Here is a 15,645-nt window from a genome sequence, read left to right on the forward strand (position 1 = left end):
GGTGGAAGAAGAACAAGAACGGGCCGATCCCGGCCGCGGCTAGCCTCCCCCCTTGAAGCCAGGCAAGTTCATAAGGGCCGGACGGGTGGATAAGGGCCATTTGCGGCGTTATTTTGTCGAATTTGTGCCTTTGGTGGGAAATAGCGGTCTTTTGGGGCCTTAATTTATGGAAAAGCGGGCCAAAACCTGATTTTGGGGCCCGTATCAGTGAAATAAGGGCCTTTTTGGCCGCTATTTTTCCCGAAAACGCAATTCGGGTCGAAATAACGGCCCAAAAGGCCGTTATCTCGGCGGACGGCTGGAGAAGCTGCGGGTACCTGACCCAGTTCACCACGCCGCCGCCTTTGCCCCTCTTAATCCGCGATTTCGACGGGAATCAGCTTGAACTGCTCCACATCCGCCAAGCCGCGGTTCGTGATCCGCAATTCGGGGATGACCGGCAGCGCGATCAGCGAAAAAGTCATAAATGGCGCGTTCAGCGGACTGCCCAGCGTCCGCCAGGCTTCCTCCAGCGCCTGGACCTGTTCGACGACGACCTCTAGCGGCTGGTCGGACATTAGTCCGGCGATCGCCATCGGAACGGCCGCCAGCACCTGGCCGTCCAGAACGGCGATCATGCCGCCGCCCAGGCGGGCGAGCTCATTGGCGGCAAAGGCCATATCCTCCGGGTCGGCGCCCATGACCAGGAGGTTATGGCTGTCGTGCGCCACGGTCGAGGCGACGGCGCCGCGTTTCAGGCCGAAGCCTTGAGCGAAGGCCAGCGAGATCTCGCCGCTGCCGCGGTGGCGGTCAACGCAGGCAAGCGTGAGCACATCCTGCTCCAGACTGGGGCGGATGAAGCCGTCTTCGACGGCCAAGCGCGCCTCGGCCCGGGCCGTGCGCGCGCTGTTCTCGATGACCCGGATCACCTGGACCCGGGTCTCGGCCGCGCCGCGCTTCGCGCTCGGCAGCGCAAAATCCCGCGCTTCCAGCGGCCGCGCGAGGTGCACCGACCGGCGGGCCGCTTCCGGATACGCGTATTCCGGAAAGTCCTGCCGCAGCCGGCCGCCGTCGTACACCACCGAACCGTCCGCAATGACGGTGGACGGTTCCATGCGCTCAAGGCTGCCGATCAGCAGCAGATCGGCGCATTTGCCCGGCGCGATGCCGCCGACGTCCCCGTCGACCCGGAAGTAACGCGCCGTGTTGATCGTCCCCATCTGGATGGCGGTCACCGGATCGACGCCCTCCTCGATGGCCCGGCGGACGACATGGTTCATATGCCCCTTCTCGATCAGGGTCTGCGGGTACACGTCGTCCGTGACCAGCATGATGTTGCCGGGGGAGACATGGTCTTCGGTCACGACCTTGATCACTTCCTTCACATCATGCCAGGCCGATCCTTCACGGATCATCAGATGCATGCCCAACTGCAGCTTGAGCAGCCCTTGCTCCTTCGTGACGGTCTCGTGGCAGGAGGTCACCCCGGCGGCGATATAAGCCTGGAGAAGCGGCTCCTCCTCGCTCGGAAAATGCCCGGTGACCGCCTTGCCGGCCCGGATCGTGGCCGCGATCTCGCCGGTCATTTTGGGATCGCCGTATACCACGCCCGGGAAGTTCATGACCTCGCCTAGACCGGCGACGCCATCCCAGGTCATCCCGTCTTCAATATCGGCGACATCCAGGCCCGACCCGGCGTCCTCCAAATGATCCGTGGCCGGAACGCAGGACGGGAAGGTCGTATATACCTTGAGGGGCAGACCCTGGCCTTCCTCATGCATCCAGCGGACGCCTTCCGCTCCGAAGACGTTGGCGATTTCATGCGGATCCATAAACACGCCCGTCGTCCCTTTGGCTAAGGCCGCCTTGGCGAATTCGGTGACCGAGAGCATCGTGCTCTCGACATGCATATGGCCGTCCAGGAGCCCGGGAACGATGAACCGTCCCGCCGCATCGACGACCGCCGTCCGCTCGCCGATCGTATGAGCGGCGTCGCCGACGTAAGCGATTCTTCCGAAGGCGATCGCGACGTCCGTGTTCGCCTGGAGCTTCCCCGTATAAACGTTGACCAGGGTTCCGTTCTTCACGACCAGGTCGGCTTTTCGGGCACCCGCGGCCACCTCGGCCAGCTGACGGCTCACTTCGGTTAACTTGCTTCTCTTGACTGTGTTCATTCCCTTCACTCCTTGCTGGGTAGCTGCTAAAAGTATGTACCTATTCTTCCACCGAATTCGCGGAAAAGCAAGAAAAAGACCGCCTCGCCGAGCATAAAAGCTCGTGAGGCAGTCTTGTGTATGGCAAATAGGATTATACGCCCTGAGGGGTCACTTTCTCGATGACACGGTCGATCAAGCCGTATTCCTTGGCTTCGGCGGCGCTCATGAAGTAGTCGCGGTCCGTATCTTTTTCGATCCGTTCCAGCGGTTGCCCGGTCCGTTCGGCCAAAATTTTGTTCAGCTTATCGCGCATTTTCAGAATGCGGCGGGCCCGGATTTCGATGTCCGTGGCCTGACCTTCCGCACCGCCAAGCGGCTGGTGAATCATAATTTCACTGTTAGGCAGCGCGTATCGTTTGCCCGGCGCACCGGCATTCAGCAGGAAAGCGCCCATGGAAGCCGCGAGGCCCACGCAAATCGTGGAAACGTCGGACTTAATGTACTGCATCGTATCGAAAATGGCCATACCGGCTGTGATGGAGCCGCCCGGGCTATTAATGTAAAGATGGATGTCTTTCCCCGGATCTTCCGCGTCCAGAAACAGCATCTGGGCAATAATGGAGTTGGCGACGACGTCATTCACCTGGGAGCCCAGGAAAATGATGCGGTCCTTCAACAATCTCGAGTAAATGTCGTAAGCGCGTTCGCCGCGGTTACTTTGTTCAACGACCATAGGAATATAACTCACCGATAAAACCTCCTTATTTGATGGTTCAAGTTTAATAAATTCAACCTATTGCCGACTCAAGCCTCGTCAGGGCCCGCCGAGTCCCGTTTGCACGGGGATCCGGTCCGTTAAAAAACCGCGAATTCCGCACTGCCTTCGTCTTGAGCCCATCGGTTCAATCAATTCAAGAATTGACGGAATCGATGAATATTAACCTCATCATAAACAATTTCAAACAGAAAGTCAAAGAAAGTCAAACTCTAGGTAATAAAAAAGCCCAAACTCAGGGCGGGAATACTTCTTAATTAAGTAAATGGCGCGCCCGCGAGGAATCGAACCTCGATCTCAGGCTCCGGAGGCCTACGTCATATCCATTGGACCACGGGCGCACATATGAAAAGCAACAAAACTTATTATAGGACATTGATTTAAAGATTGCAAGTTCAATTTTGAGTTGTTTAAAGATACCAATAACACCCTGGGGAAATAGGTTGTTCTACGAACCGACGAGGAGGGGAGATGCAAACGAACAAGCCTGACATCAAAGATTTCGATAACAAATGCGGCCGAAACCTTACTTTTTGTTAGGATTCACTATGCTTGCTTTTATTATATGGTTCTTGACCAACGCTTTCATTGAAGGTATATTTGTTTTGTTAATAATAACAAAATTAAATAACAAAACAAAACAGTGTTATTGGCGACCAAAAATCGAAATACGAGGAAGGATGGACTTGCCATGTCTCAAGCGGTTCCCTGCAATCCAAACGCAACCGAGGAAGTGAAAGCGCTATTAAATTATTTGAGCGAGCTGTCCGGCCATGGAATTATTACGGGTCAGCACACGCAAACCACAACACAGGAGGAATTGCGTTACATCCAAGAGGCGACGGGAAAGCTTCCAGCCCTTTGCGGTTTTGAACTTTTAAGTTACTCCCCGAACATTAACTACGAATTGAGCGGCGAGGAGTGCCTGCTTGAGGTCAGGGAGAACGAAAATACGCTGCACAACGCCTGGGATTGGGTGACCCGTAAAAAAGGACTGCTCACGTTTACCTGGCATTGGTTCTCTCCGCTCGGCGGGAAGGATAAGAGCTTCTATGCGGAACATACCGATTTTGATGCTTCGCGGGCGATCGTGGAAGGGACGGCCGAGCATAAGGCGTTGTTGTCGGATATGGATGTTATAGCGGAACTCCTGAAGGAATTCCGCGACAAACGGATTCCGATTTTGTGGCGTCCTTTTCACGAAGCGGAAGGAGAGTGGTTCTGGTGGGGCAGCAAAGGCCCGGAGGTGGCAAAACAACTCTACCTGATCATGTTTGATCGGTACACTCGCTTCCATGGGCTGAACAATCTGATCTGGGTGTGGAATTCGCCGCTGCCGGAAGGATATGTCGGGGACGACAAGGTGGATATTATCTCCAGGGACTTGTATCCGCCGGCCCATCAACATACCGACCTTCGAAAAGAGTACGAGGAGCTGGCACGCATTACGCCGACGAAGAAACTGGCGGCGCTCGGGGAAATCGGCTCCATCCCCAGTGTGCCCGCGCTCGCGGAATCGCGCATTCCGTGGTTGTGGTTCATGACCTGGTCCAACGATTTCGGCAAGACGGAATTGTTTACGACAAAGGAAGAACTGCGCCGGGCATATCATCACGAATATGCCGTTACACTGGATCGGCTGCCCAAGCTGTATTGATCCGTCTAGAAAGCCGGCTTCACCCTAAAACAGCCCCTTGTCTTAAAAGGGGCCGTTTGTGCATTCATGAAATTTAAGGGGCGGGGGCATGAATTTTGTCAGATTATTCAACGACATCAAGCTGAGAAATAAATTGTCACTGACCTTTATCACGGTGGCGGTTATTCCGCTGCTGGTCAGCGGGGTGTTTTTTACCGGAAAACTGCGCGACATCATGATCAGGGATGCCTTCAAGCAGGCGGCGGACAATGTGGAACGCGTACGGAAGCGGACCGAGGAAGTCATCAAGGTTCCGCTGGATATCTCGTATCAGCTGTCCAACGACAGCCGGATGAAATCCGTGGTGAATCGCAGCTACGACAGCTATATCGAGGTGATTCAGACTTACCGCCAATATACGGATATCCGGGATTACGTAAGGCTGTATGAGGAGGTGAGCGCCATCCGGCTGTATACGCCTAACCCGACGATGCTGAACAACTGGGAATTCATGCAGCCGAGCGCCGAAACGGCGCGGGCGGAATGGTACAAGGCGGCCCTGGATAAGAAAGGGCTGGCCGGTTGGGGATTCATTCAGGATGAGCGGGATCAGAAATACTACCTCAGTATTGTGCGAAAAATCAGCCTGGACGCCCCCGGCGAGGACAGCGTGCTTGTCATCAATGTCAATACCGCCCTGCTCGACTCCACCCTATCCCAGGAGCCGTTTCTGACCATGATCGTCGACGATCACAACCGGATCGTCGCGGCCAACCGGCCGAATCTGTACGGCAAGAATCTCGCCGAAGTCCACGCCGATCACAGCATGCTGACGCAAAGCGAAGGGAGTTTTGATGCGGTGATGGACGGGAAGGCGTCCAAAGTCGTCATCGCCCGTTTAATTCCGCCGAGCAGTTGGAACGGATTGCGAGTGATTTCCGTGTTTGCCGAATCGGATATCTTTCGTGATGTCAATGGCGTGATTCGGCTGGCCGCTTTGGTCATCGGAGGCTGTCTCATCATCGCCGTTCTGCTCGTTCAGGCTTCGGCGTCCCTTATCACGCGGAGACTGCTGCGTTTAAGCAAGCACATGTCCAAAGTCGGAACAGGTTCCTGGGATGCTTATCTGGATTTGGACGGCAAGGATGAGATTGGCCAACTTTCCCACCGGTTCAACGCGTTGGTCGGCAGGCTTGGCCAACTCATGGGGGAGGTGGAGGAGACCAACCGGCAGAAACGAATGCTGGAGCAAAGGCAGAGCGAGATCAAGTTTAAAATGCTGGCCAGCCAGATCAACCCCCATTTCCTGTTCAATACGCTGGAATCGATCCGGATGGAGGCGCATCTGCGGGGTGAGGAGGGAATCGCGCAGGCGATCTGGCAGCTCAGCGCCTTGATTCGCAGCAGTTTGGAAGTCGGCAACGGAAAAATACCGCTTTCCAAGGAGATCGATATGGTTCGCTGTTATTTGGAACTGCAAAAATTCCGCTATGAGGACCGGCTCCAATATAAGCTGGAAATCGGACCGGGTTTGGGGGAGGTTGAAGTCCTGCCCTTGATCATTCAGCCTTTGGTGGAGAACTCCATTGTTCACGGGTTGGACCAGAAGGAGGATGGCCCAACCTCCATCGCTATACGGATGAACCCTAGCGAAGACGGCGGAGTGCTCGTGGAAATTTCCGACGATGGGGCCGGAATTACGCCGGAGAAGCTGGAGAGCTTACAGAGGAAATTGCAGGAACCGGAGGAAGCCGGACAGCGGATCGGGCTGCGTAACGTGCATGACCGGCTAAGGCTGACCTATGGCGAAAGTTCGGGACTTTCCATGGAAAGTCAAGAGGGCAAGGGAACCCGAATCACATTTTGCATACCTAAGGAGGGGGGATCGCATGTTCTCCGTGATGATTGTTGATGACGAGCCCAAGCAGCGCCTTGGCTTACAAACGCTGATCCCGTGGAAGGAACTGGGCTATGAAGTAACGGATACCGCGGCCAGCGGAAAAGAAGCGCTTCGTTCTCTTGAGCTAAAGGTTCCCGATTTGATCGTGGTTGATATCCGCATGCCCGGGATGGACGGATTACAGTTGCTGCAGGAGATTCGTCAGCGGGGATGGGATGTGCATGCGGTCATCCTTAGTGGGTACGCCGACTTTGAATATGCCCGCCGAGCGCTGCAATACGGCGTTGAGGGATACTTGCTCAAACCCGTAAACAAAGAGGAAATGGCGTCCCTTCTCAAGAAGCTTCACGCCCGGCTTGCCGCGGCACAACTGGATAAGCAGGTGCAACTGAAGACGTATACCCGGGAATGGCTGGTGTACTCTCTGTTGTCGGGCACGCTTGCTGCGGAAGACGGGGATCTCGGCATCTTATCAGGCTCGCTCAATCTTGACTGGCCGAAATATCAGGTTGTCCTGTTGGGATTTCCGGGGATCCGGTCGGAGGAGGATGACCGAATCGGCCGCTTCCGGGAGCGGCTAAACAAGGCCTACGCGTCGGACGGCCGCAGCGTCGTTCTAACCTATGCTGCGTATATTGTCCTGCTTCTGGGAAGCTTGCCGGCGGGCGATTTCGAACGGGCCCGCTTTTACCGGGAAACGCACCTGCTGGCGGAAGAGCTGCGCGGCGAGATGACTGCTGCGGCAGGTGAACCGGTTTATGCGCTGCGCGATCTTCCGGAGTCGTTTCAGAGCGCCCGTGCGCTGCTGGATCGCAGCTTTTTCTATGACAGGGGGAGGCTGCTTACCCCGGAGGCTCCGATCAGTTACGCTTCGGTCGATACAGGCGGGGATTTACCGGACCGAGAGGAGTTGGCCTTTCGCCTTTCCTTTTCCGTCGACGTGGGGCAAGCGGAGGCGATTCAGTCGCTTCTGGACGAAACCGCGGCGCGGATGGTCGGCGGGGGAGCGGGAGAGGCGGAGATCCGCGAACACTTTTTTTATCTGGCGAACGAAGTGGCCCGCAAGGTGCCTCCCCGTCTTTGGGCGGAAGCCGGGGAGGCGGGAGGACCGACCCCCTTTTTGTCGGGGATCGGCGGCCAGCGGACGATCCGGGAACTCGTCGGCTATGTGGCCGGCATGCTGGAGAAATTGGCCCATTGCGCCGATTACACCAGCCGGGACAACGAAATCAGGCGAATGCTCGACTATATCGATCGGCATTACAACGAAAACCTGAAGCTGGAGACGCTATCGGAAGTGTTCAACTACAGCAGCTCTTATCTGGGCCAGCTTTTTAAGAGCGAGACGGGGGAATATTTCAACAGCTACCTGGACAGGGTTCGGATCGAAAAAGCGAAACAACTGCTGGCGCAGGGCATGAAGGTGTACGAAGTGGCCGAGAAGGTCGGCTATGCCAACGTGAACTATTTTCATCACAAATTTAAAAAGCTGGTGGGTCAGTCGCCATCGTCTTATCAAAAGAACCGCCATTTTTGAAAATCGCCGGAGGTTTCTGAAATGAATGCGGATTTTGGAATGAAAACCGGCGGAATTCGCGGGATGGGCTCCGGGTTCCGAGATACCTTATGCTTGAAGCGCTAAGGGAGGGAAATCACGAAAGAAGTGAAAGCGGTGCCAATCATACAAGTGTAAGAGAGGGGAAATCCAGAAGATGAGTAGAATGCAAAAACCTTTTGCACGGGCTGCGAAACGGAGGAAAACGAGCTTTATTATTGGCGTGATCTTGTTGTTCTTGTTGGGGGCGATGGAGTATACCGCCGGTTCGGCAACAGCCGATTCCTCGGCCGGGAAGACTTTCGCCAAACCGACGAAGGCCATAACCGTTTCTTATAAGGATGCGGTGTTGGAGGGGTATGGAATCGAGAAGCGGGGGCGCGTCCCGGAAGCGAAAGATACGTTGTATGACGGCGAAGGCTATATTTCCTTTTTTTTCGAGGAGGTTGCAAACGCTGCCAAGCCGATTGGCAGCGCCACATTTACGGTAAATGTCCCCGAGGCGGGCCTGTATAAACTGAGCGTGGGGTACTATCTTCCCCAAGGGAACGGCGACAAGGTGACAGCCATCCGGGTCAATGGCGCGGGAGCCGGGGAGCTGACGCTCGATGCGCCGCCTGCAGGCACGGTCCGGGCCGAAAAAACGATCACCAAAGTCATGCTGAACGCCGGAAGCAACACCGTCACCATTTTGCGGGGATGGGGTTACTACGGCATTGAACATATCAAGCTCGAACCGGCGGATCCCCCCGTACCGGGCCCTAAGAAAGCCACCGATATTCTGACCAATCCGGACGCGACGCCCGAAGCCAGAGCGCTGATGAACTACATGCTGAACCAGTATGGGCGGAAGATCATTTCCGGGCAGCATACGCTGGAGGATGCGGAGTGGATCCGGCAGCAGACCGGCAAATCCCCGGCGATTTTATCCGGGGACTTGATGGATTACTCGCCTTCCCGCGTCGAAAAGGGCGCCGCGTCCACCGAAATCGAGAAGATGATTCAATGGTATGAACGCGGAGGCATTGTGTCTTTGTGCTGGCACTGGAATGCGCCGAAGGGGATAGGAACGGATTCCCCTGACGACGTCATGAGCGTGAGATGATCGTCAGGGGACTTCGATTTTTTCTTTTGCAAATCAATGATTATTTCTGAAAGAATCGTAAATTTTAGGATGAATTTATGCGGAATCCGCGTTATGTCGCCAGGCGGGCGTTTGCTTTATGATGATTGCTGAGAGGGGGGAAACCAATAGATGAAAGCGATAACAGCAAGAGGCCGAACCGATATGGGGCCCATGAAAAAGACACAGAGATGGAAGGTGTTCAAAAACCAGAAGTACCTGTATCTGATGTCGATTCCTTTTGTCCTCTGGGTGTTCGTATTTCAATATTTGCCGCTATGGGGCTGGACGATGGCCTTTCAGAATTATAAGCCCGGCAAGGGTTTTCTGGAGCAAAAATGGGTCGGACTGGAGCATTTTCAAATGCTGTTTCGGGACGATCACTTCTACCTGGTGCTTAGAAACACGCTGGCCATGAGCTTTATGGGACTGGTGGCGGGCTTCGTGTTCCCGGTGTTCTTCGCCTTGCTGCTTAACGAGGTGCGGATTCAGTTTTTCAAGCGTTTTGTGCAAACGGTGTCGTATCTCCCGCACTTCGTATCCTGGGTCGTGGCGGCGGGGATCGTCACCAAAATGCTGTCAACCGATGGCGGTGTCGTTAACTCGTTGCTGCTGGGTCTTCATATCATCGACGAGCCCATCCCGTTTATGTCCAATGGCCACCTGTTTTGGGGGATTGTGACCGGGGCGGACGTCTGGAAGGAAACGGGCTGGAACGCCATTATTTATTTGGCGGCCATCTCCGGCATCGGGCCGGAATTATACGAGGCGGCCCGGGTGGATGGCGCAAGCCGGTTGAAGCAAATCTGGCATATCACGCTGCCGGGCATTCGTTCGACGATCATCGTCCTGCTGATCATGTCGATCGGCCACTTGATCGGAATCGGGTTCGAGAAGCAGTTCCTGCTCGGCAATCATATGGTGAGCGATTATTCCGAGGTGCTTGATCTATACGCGCTGAATTACGGCTTGTCCATGGGGCGCTATTCTTTCGGAACTGCCATCAATATTTTTAACTCCGTGATCAGTGTGGTATTGCTGTTTGTCGCAAACGGCATGTTCAAGAAATTCGCCAATGAAAGCATCATGTGATAAGGAGGACATCTGACATGGAAACAGCCGGTTCCTCTATTGCCGAAATCCGTGCCAAAGGGTCGAAGCGGGCCGCGAGGCCCCTTCAGGATTGGATTTTCGACGCGGTGGTATATGTGCTGATCGCGGTGATTACAATCGTTACCCTATACCCGTTTCTGAATGTACTAGCTATTTCTTTTAACGATTCCGTAGATACCGTCCGGGGCGGAATTACGATATTCCCGCGGGAATTCACACTGGAAAATTACAAGTTGATCTTCAGCTATACCGGACTGATTACCGGATTTAAAATTTCGGTGCTTCGGACGGTTGTCGGTACGCTGGCGGGTCTGGTCAGCGGTTCGATGGTCGCCTATACGCTGGCCCGGAGGGATTTTCAAGGGAGACGGTTTGTATCGGTATTTCTGGCGATCACGATGTACGTGTCCGGAGGCCTGATCCCGGGGTTCATCCTGATCCGAAACCTGGACCTGATCAATACGTTCGCCGTCTATATTCTGCCCGGACTCGTAAGCGCCTTCAATATTTTCGTCATCCGGTCGTTCATCGACGGGATTCCTTACGCGCTTCAAGAATCGGCCAAACTGGACGGGGCGAACGACTTTACGATTTACTGGCGGGTCATCCTTCCGCTCTGCAAGCCCGCGTTGGCTACGGTCGCCTTGTTTCTGGCGGTCGGGCAGTGGAACTCCTGGTTCGATACTTACCTGTTCAACGGTTCCAACGATAGTCTGACCACGCTGCAGTATGAACTGATGAAAGTGCTGCAAAGCACCACGACGAACGCCAACAACGTCAGGGGCGACAATATGAACCAACTGATGGCCCAGGTGTCGCCGGATTCCGTGAAAATGGCGATCACGATTGTCGCAACCGTTCCGATTCTCATCGTGTACCCGTTTTTGCAGAAATACTTCGTCAAAGGGATGACGCTAGGCGCTGTGAAAAGCTGAGTCAAAGACTTGTTCAAACCTAATTATTGAAAAAGGAAGTGGAAGCGACTATGAAGATGCATTCCAAACGGACGGCCGTTTCTTTACTGGCAGCCGCGCTCTTGTTAGGCCAACTCGTCGGCTGCAGCGGGGGCTCCAAATCAGGTGAAGGCCATGGGGCCAACCCGGCCGGCAGCGGGTCCGGAGCGGGGCCGGTTACGCTGACCTATTTTTCCGAAGACGCAAGCTCCAACTGGAACAACATGCAGGACCGGATCGGGAAGGTCATTACGGAAAAAACCGGTGTCACTCTGGATGCCGAATTTGCCGTAGGCGATCCCGTACAAAAGGTATCGATCATGGCGGCGACCGGAGAGGTTCCGGATCTGATCGCCGCGAAGGCGGACCTGGGCAAATTGGTTGACGTCGGCGCGGTTCTGGACCTGACCGATTTGATCGAGGAGCATGCCCCGAACATCAAAAAAATGTTGGGCGACAAAATGGTCCGCGCCAAATACAGTCTGGAGGACCCGGCGATCTATGCGATTCCGACCTGGTCCGCGGTCGACGAGCGCAAGCTCAAACCGGATTACGGGTTCCAATTGCAGCACCGGGTCGTCAAAGAAGCAGGTTACCCGGAAATCCGTACGGTCCAGGATTACGAGAAGGTCATTAAGGATTATTTGGCCAAACATCCGACGGATGAGAACGGCAACAAAAATATCGGGTTAACGCTCAATGCGGATGATTGGCATATGTATCAGGTGACGAATATGGGCTTCTTTACGACAGGCGCGCCGGATGACGGCGAATACTTCGTCGACCAGGAGACCTTTGACGTGACTTACCATTTCCGCCGCCCGGAGGAACGGGAGTATTTCCGCTGGCTTAATCACATGAATGATATCGGACTGCTGGATAAGGAGAGTTTTGTGCAGAAGACGGACCAGTTCAAAGCCAAGGTCGCTTCCGGCCGGGTGCTCGGTCTGATCGATCCGGCATGGGACTATGGCGAGGCGCAGCAGGCTCTGAAGTCGGCCGGGAAATTCGACCAGACCTACGGCCACTATCCGGTTACGATGTCCAAGGAGTACAAGGATACCAGCTTCTGGCCGGCCGGCTTTGATGGCGGCTACGGAATAGCGATTTCCAGCAAGTGCAAGGACCCTGTCAAGGCGATCAAGTTTCTGGATTACTTGGCCTCGGAAGAAGGGCAAATTCTTATAAATTGGGGTATTGAAGGAACGGACTACATCGTTAAAGACGGCAAAAGAATCGTACCCCCGGAAGTCCAGCAAAAAATGGACAAGGAGGGCAACACTTATTTGAAGGAATCCGGGCTCGGGCTGTATTGGAACCTTACGGTCCACTACGGAGACGGGATCAAGGACTCCACCGGGAATTACTTCACCAAGAACAACAACGAGTTATTGGCCGCTACTTACAGCGAACCGGAGAAGGAAGCGCTGGCGGCCTACAAGATCGAACATTGGCGGGATCTGTTCCCGAAAGAGGAGGAATTCCCGGAAAGAAAAGCGGGGGCCGCTTACAACATCGCCCTGCCTAGCGACAATATAGCCAATATTCTGGGTGCGAAAATGAAGGATGTTACGTGGAAGCGGATTCCGGAAGCGATTATGGCCAAACCGGAACAGTTCGACAAAATCTGGGACGATTATATGGCGGAATTGGAAAAGGCCGGTGTGGAAGAGATGGAAGAGGCTTACGGCCAATTCGTCAAAGACAGAGTTAAGCTGTGGAACGGTGAAAGCAAATAGTATCTAACTAATATTAGAGGCATTACTTGATTCATTCCCCTGGAATAGGTTTAATGAGGGGGGAGGGGGATGAGCACCCCTCCCTTTTTTAGCGTCTCGCCGCCGAAGTCATCGGCTTAAGAAATATGTAGAACATAGTCTCCTTTTGCAGAGAATAGATCAAAAGTCTATTACCGTCGAAAGGAGATTTTTTTTGTCCGTACGGCCCGATGAATAAGCGGGTGGAAGATTGTCAATTATACGGACGTCAGGCTTGCAACCGATGAAGAAATTGGTTAAAATATTAGTGGGACTTAAAAAGTTAACCCGGGACATTTTAAGGCCAAGGAGAAGGAGAGAGAAGACGAAGCTTGCAGGAGTGGAAAGCATGCGAACTATTTTAGAAATGCAAAAGCAGCTTCTTCCTGATCTCATGGAAATTCTCAAGAAAAGGTACACCATTCTTCACCAGATCTTGTTGTCGGATGTGGTCGGCCGCAGAACGCTTGCGGTGTCCCTGAACATGACGGAACGAGTGTTGCGGGCCGAGACGGATCTCCTGAAGGCTCAGGGCCTGATTGAAATCGAGAATATAGGCATGAGAATCAGTGATTCGGGCAGAAAACTGCTGGAGGATCTGGAGCCGGTAGTGAAGGAAATCTTCGGATTGTCCGAGTTGGAAGAAAGAATCCGAGAAGCCTTCGGACTTCGCAAAGTGGTGATTGTTCCCGGCGACAGCGAAGCCTCCCCGCTGACCAAGAAAGAGCTTGGCCGAGCGGGAGCCAAAGCGCTGCTCGGCGTTATGCGCAGCGAGGACGTTGTTGCGGTGACCGGAGGCACTACGATTGCCGAAGTCGCGGAGCAATTGAGTCCCCCGACGGGCTTGTCGCTCAAGCAGAGCTGGTTCGTACCGGCGCGGGGCGGACTGGGGGAAAGCCTGGAAATCCAGGCGAACACCATTGCTTCCGGCATGGCCAAACGGGTCGGAGCGGGCTACCGTCTGCTGCATGTGCCCGATTTGCTCGGCAAGGAAGCGTATGAATCGCTGGTGGGCGACCCGAACATCCAGGACATCGTGGAGATGATCCGCAAAGCGCGGATCGTGGTTCATGGCATCGGAGATGCTATGGAGATGGCGCGGCGCCGCAAGCTGGAGGAGTCGATGGTACAGGAACTGCAGAACGAGGGCGCGCTCGCGGAATCATTCGGTTACTATTTTAATGAGGATGGCGTCGTTGTTCACAAAATGCTGACCCTGGGTCTCCGCCTGGAAGATATCCGACGGACCGAAACGGTCATCGGCATCGCGGGCGGCAGAAGCAAAGCGAAGGCGATCCTGGCGGTACTGCTGTTCGGACAGGAGGATATCCTTGTCACGGACGAAGCCGCGGCCGAGGATATCGTGAAGGAACTCGAGCGAGTCAAGAGTTTGAACAAGAACACGGAACTATAAACCAAGCGAATTGCTGAACCTGTTTACTCATGACGGGTACTTCACCCGTCTTGAATAATAAAAAAAAGAACACTGGGAGGATCTATTCATGAGTGTAAAAGTTGGTATTAACGGTTTTGGACGTATCGGACGCCTGGCTTTCCGCCGTATTCAAAACGTGGAAGGCATCGAAGTAGTAGCAATCAATGACCTGACAGACGCTAAAATGTTGGCTCATTTGTTGAAATATGACACGACTCAAGGCAAATTCGACGGCGAAGTTGAAGTGCATGACGGCTTCTTCAAAGTCAACGGCAAAGAAGTTAAAGTACTGGCAAACCGCAACCCTGAAGAACTTCCTTGGGGCGAGTTGGGCGTAGACATCGTTCTGGAGTGCACAGGCTTCTTCACAACGAAAGAAAAAGCCGAGCTACACCTGAAAGGCGGAGCGAAGAAAGTCGTTATCTCCGCACCAGCTACCGGCGACATGAAAACGGTCGTTTACAACGTAAACCATGAAATCCTTGACGGTACGGAAACCGTTATTTCCGGTGCTTCTTGTACTACTAACTGCTTGGCTCCTATGGCTAAAGTCCTTCAAGACAAATTCGGCATCGTTGAAGGCTTGATGACTACGATCCATGCTTACACCGGCGACCAAAACACGCTGGATGCTCCTCATGCGAAAGGCGATTTCCGTCGCGCTCGTGCAGCTGCTGAGAACATCATCCCTAACACAACGGGTGCCGCTAAAGCGATCGGTCTGGTTATTCCGGAACTGCAAGGCAAACTGGACGGAGCTGCACAACGCGTGCCTGTACCGACTGGTTCCTTGACTGAGCTCGTTACAGTTCTTGAGAAGAAAGTAACCGCAGCTGAAGTTAACGAAGCTATGAAGGCGGCTTCCGATCCAGAAACTTACGGCTACACCGAAGACGAAATCGTATCTTCGGACATCAAGGGCATGACTTTCGGTTCCCTGTTCGACGCTACGCAAACTAAAGTATTGACCGTCGGCGACAAACAACTGGTTAAAACCGTTGCTTGGTACGACAACGAAATGTCCTACACCGCTCAATTGGTTCGTACTTTGGAATACTTCGCAAAAAAAGTTAAGTAATTCCCGATTTCTTTGATAATCACGCCAAAGAGGAGCAACCTGTGTAAGGGACTCCTCTTTGGTTCATGAATTTTTGTTTTACCGACATTCACACACACCTTTTATAGAATATATAGAGAAGCAATACCGCTTAGGAGAGAAATCAAGAGTCGAAGTAGTATAGCCGGAAGTGCGCAGCGCGACTG

General features: G+C 53.9%; 11 protein-coding genes and 1 tRNA gene. 9 read left to right on the forward strand and 3 right to left on the reverse strand.

Annotation, left to right across the window (positions count from 1 at the left end; translation table 11 throughout):
- Positions 1-353: 353 nt before the first annotated feature.
- The 3 genes from ade to FRY98_RS18300 form a co-directional block, all read right to left on the reverse strand.
- Positions 354-2,153 (reverse strand): adenine deaminase, encoded by a 1,800-nt coding sequence (gene ade, locus FRY98_RS18290; RefSeq protein ID WP_148454685.1) that lies wholly within the window; start codon positions 2,151-2,153, stop codon positions 354-356.
- A gap of 133 nt (positions 2,154-2,286) precedes the next feature.
- Positions 2,287-2,883, reverse strand: a complete 597-nt coding sequence (clpP, locus tag FRY98_RS18295; protein ID WP_148454687.1) for an ATP-dependent Clp endopeptidase proteolytic subunit ClpP — start codon at positions 2,881-2,883, stop codon at positions 2,287-2,289.
- Positions 2,884-3,176: 293 nt separating this feature from the next.
- Positions 3,177-3,251: transfer RNA gene (locus FRY98_RS18300), tRNA-Arg, on the reverse strand.
- A 350-nt stretch (positions 3,252-3,601) separates the two neighbouring features.
- Here FRY98_RS18300 and FRY98_RS18305 point away from each other — a divergent pair.
- The 9 genes from FRY98_RS18305 (at position 3,602) to gap (ending at position 15,460) form a co-directional block, all read left to right on the forward strand.
- Positions 3,602-4,567 carry a glycosyl hydrolase gene (locus FRY98_RS18305; protein WP_148454689.1) on the forward strand — a complete coding sequence of 322 codons (966 nt, stop codon included), beginning with the start codon at positions 3,602-3,604 and terminating at the stop codon, positions 4,565-4,567.
- An 88-nt stretch (positions 4,568-4,655) separates the two neighbouring features.
- Positions 4,656-6,458 carry a sensor histidine kinase gene (locus tag FRY98_RS18310; protein WP_148454691.1) on the forward strand — a complete coding sequence of 601 codons (1,803 nt, stop codon included), beginning with the start codon at positions 4,656-4,658 and terminating at the stop codon, positions 6,456-6,458.
- The gene (locus FRY98_RS18315) at positions 6,436-7,983 is read left to right on the forward strand and encodes a response regulator transcription factor (RefSeq protein WP_170287122.1); all 1,548 of its coding nucleotides are present in this window, start codon (positions 6,436-6,438) and stop codon (positions 7,981-7,983) included. Before FRY98_RS18310 ends, FRY98_RS18315 begins: the two co-directional genes overlap by 23 nt.
- Positions 7,984-8,158: 175 nt before the next feature.
- The gene (locus FRY98_RS18320; RefSeq protein ID WP_148454695.1) at positions 8,159-9,106 is read left to right on the forward strand and encodes a glycosyl hydrolase; all 948 of its coding nucleotides are present in this window, start codon (positions 8,159-8,161) and stop codon (positions 9,104-9,106) included.
- 150 nt (positions 9,107-9,256) lie between these two features.
- Complete coding sequence (locus FRY98_RS18325; RefSeq protein ID WP_148454697.1) at positions 9,257-10,216, forward strand: ABC transporter permease; 960 nt, start codon at positions 9,257-9,259, stop codon at positions 10,214-10,216.
- A 17-nt stretch (positions 10,217-10,233) separates the two neighbouring features.
- A complete protein-coding gene (locus tag FRY98_RS18330; RefSeq protein WP_148454699.1) occupies positions 10,234-11,172 on the forward strand; it encodes a carbohydrate ABC transporter permease in 939 nt (312 codons plus the stop codon).
- Positions 11,173-11,222: 50 nt separating this feature from the next.
- Positions 11,223-12,929, forward strand: coding sequence for an ABC transporter substrate-binding protein (locus FRY98_RS18335; protein WP_148454701.1), 1,707 nt, complete (start codon positions 11,223-11,225; stop codon positions 12,927-12,929).
- A 367-nt stretch (positions 12,930-13,296) separates the two neighbouring features.
- The gene (locus FRY98_RS18340) at positions 13,297-14,361 is read left to right on the forward strand and encodes a sugar-binding transcriptional regulator (RefSeq protein ID WP_148454703.1); all 1,065 of its coding nucleotides are present in this window, start codon (positions 13,297-13,299) and stop codon (positions 14,359-14,361) included.
- An 88-nt stretch (positions 14,362-14,449) separates the two neighbouring features.
- Positions 14,450-15,460, forward strand: coding sequence for a type I glyceraldehyde-3-phosphate dehydrogenase (gene gap / locus FRY98_RS18345; RefSeq protein ID WP_148454705.1), 1,011 nt, complete (start codon positions 14,450-14,452; stop codon positions 15,458-15,460).
- The last annotated feature ends 185 nt before the right edge of the window (positions 15,461-15,645 follow it).

The sequence above is a fragment of the Paenibacillus faecis genome, assembly GCF_008084145.1.
GTDB classification, from domain to species: Bacteria; Bacillota; Bacilli; order Paenibacillales; family Paenibacillaceae; genus Fontibacillus; species Fontibacillus faecis.

What these genes read in the sequence shown, in the direction of transcription:
- ade (WP_148454685.1), bottom strand. Translation starts at nt 2,153, where the DNA reads ATGAACACAGTCAAGAGAAGCAAGTTAACCGAAGTGAGCCGTCAGCTG.
- FRY98_RS18305 (WP_148454689.1), top strand. Translation starts at nt 3,602, where the DNA reads ATGTCTCAAGCGGTTCCCTGCAATCCAAACGCAACCGAGGAAGTGAAA.
- FRY98_RS18310 (WP_148454691.1), top strand. Translation starts at nt 4,656, where the DNA reads ATGAATTTTGTCAGATTATTCAACGACATCAAGCTGAGAAATAAATTG.
- FRY98_RS18315 (WP_170287122.1), top strand. Translation starts at nt 6,436, where the DNA reads ATGTTCTCCGTGATGATTGTTGATGACGAGCCCAAGCAGCGCCTTGGC.
- FRY98_RS18320 (WP_148454695.1), top strand. Translation starts at nt 8,159, where the DNA reads ATGAGTAGAATGCAAAAACCTTTTGCACGGGCTGCGAAACGGAGGAAA.
- FRY98_RS18325 (WP_148454697.1), top strand. Translation starts at nt 9,257, where the DNA reads ATGAAAGCGATAACAGCAAGAGGCCGAACCGATATGGGGCCCATGAAA.
- FRY98_RS18330 (WP_148454699.1), top strand. Translation starts at nt 10,234, where the DNA reads ATGGAAACAGCCGGTTCCTCTATTGCCGAAATCCGTGCCAAAGGGTCG.
- FRY98_RS18335 (WP_148454701.1), top strand. Translation starts at nt 11,223, where the DNA reads ATGAAGATGCATTCCAAACGGACGGCCGTTTCTTTACTGGCAGCCGCG.
- FRY98_RS18340 (WP_148454703.1), top strand. Translation starts at nt 13,297, where the DNA reads ATGCGAACTATTTTAGAAATGCAAAAGCAGCTTCTTCCTGATCTCATG.
- gap (WP_148454705.1), top strand. Translation starts at nt 14,450, where the DNA reads ATGAGTGTAAAAGTTGGTATTAACGGTTTTGGACGTATCGGACGCCTG.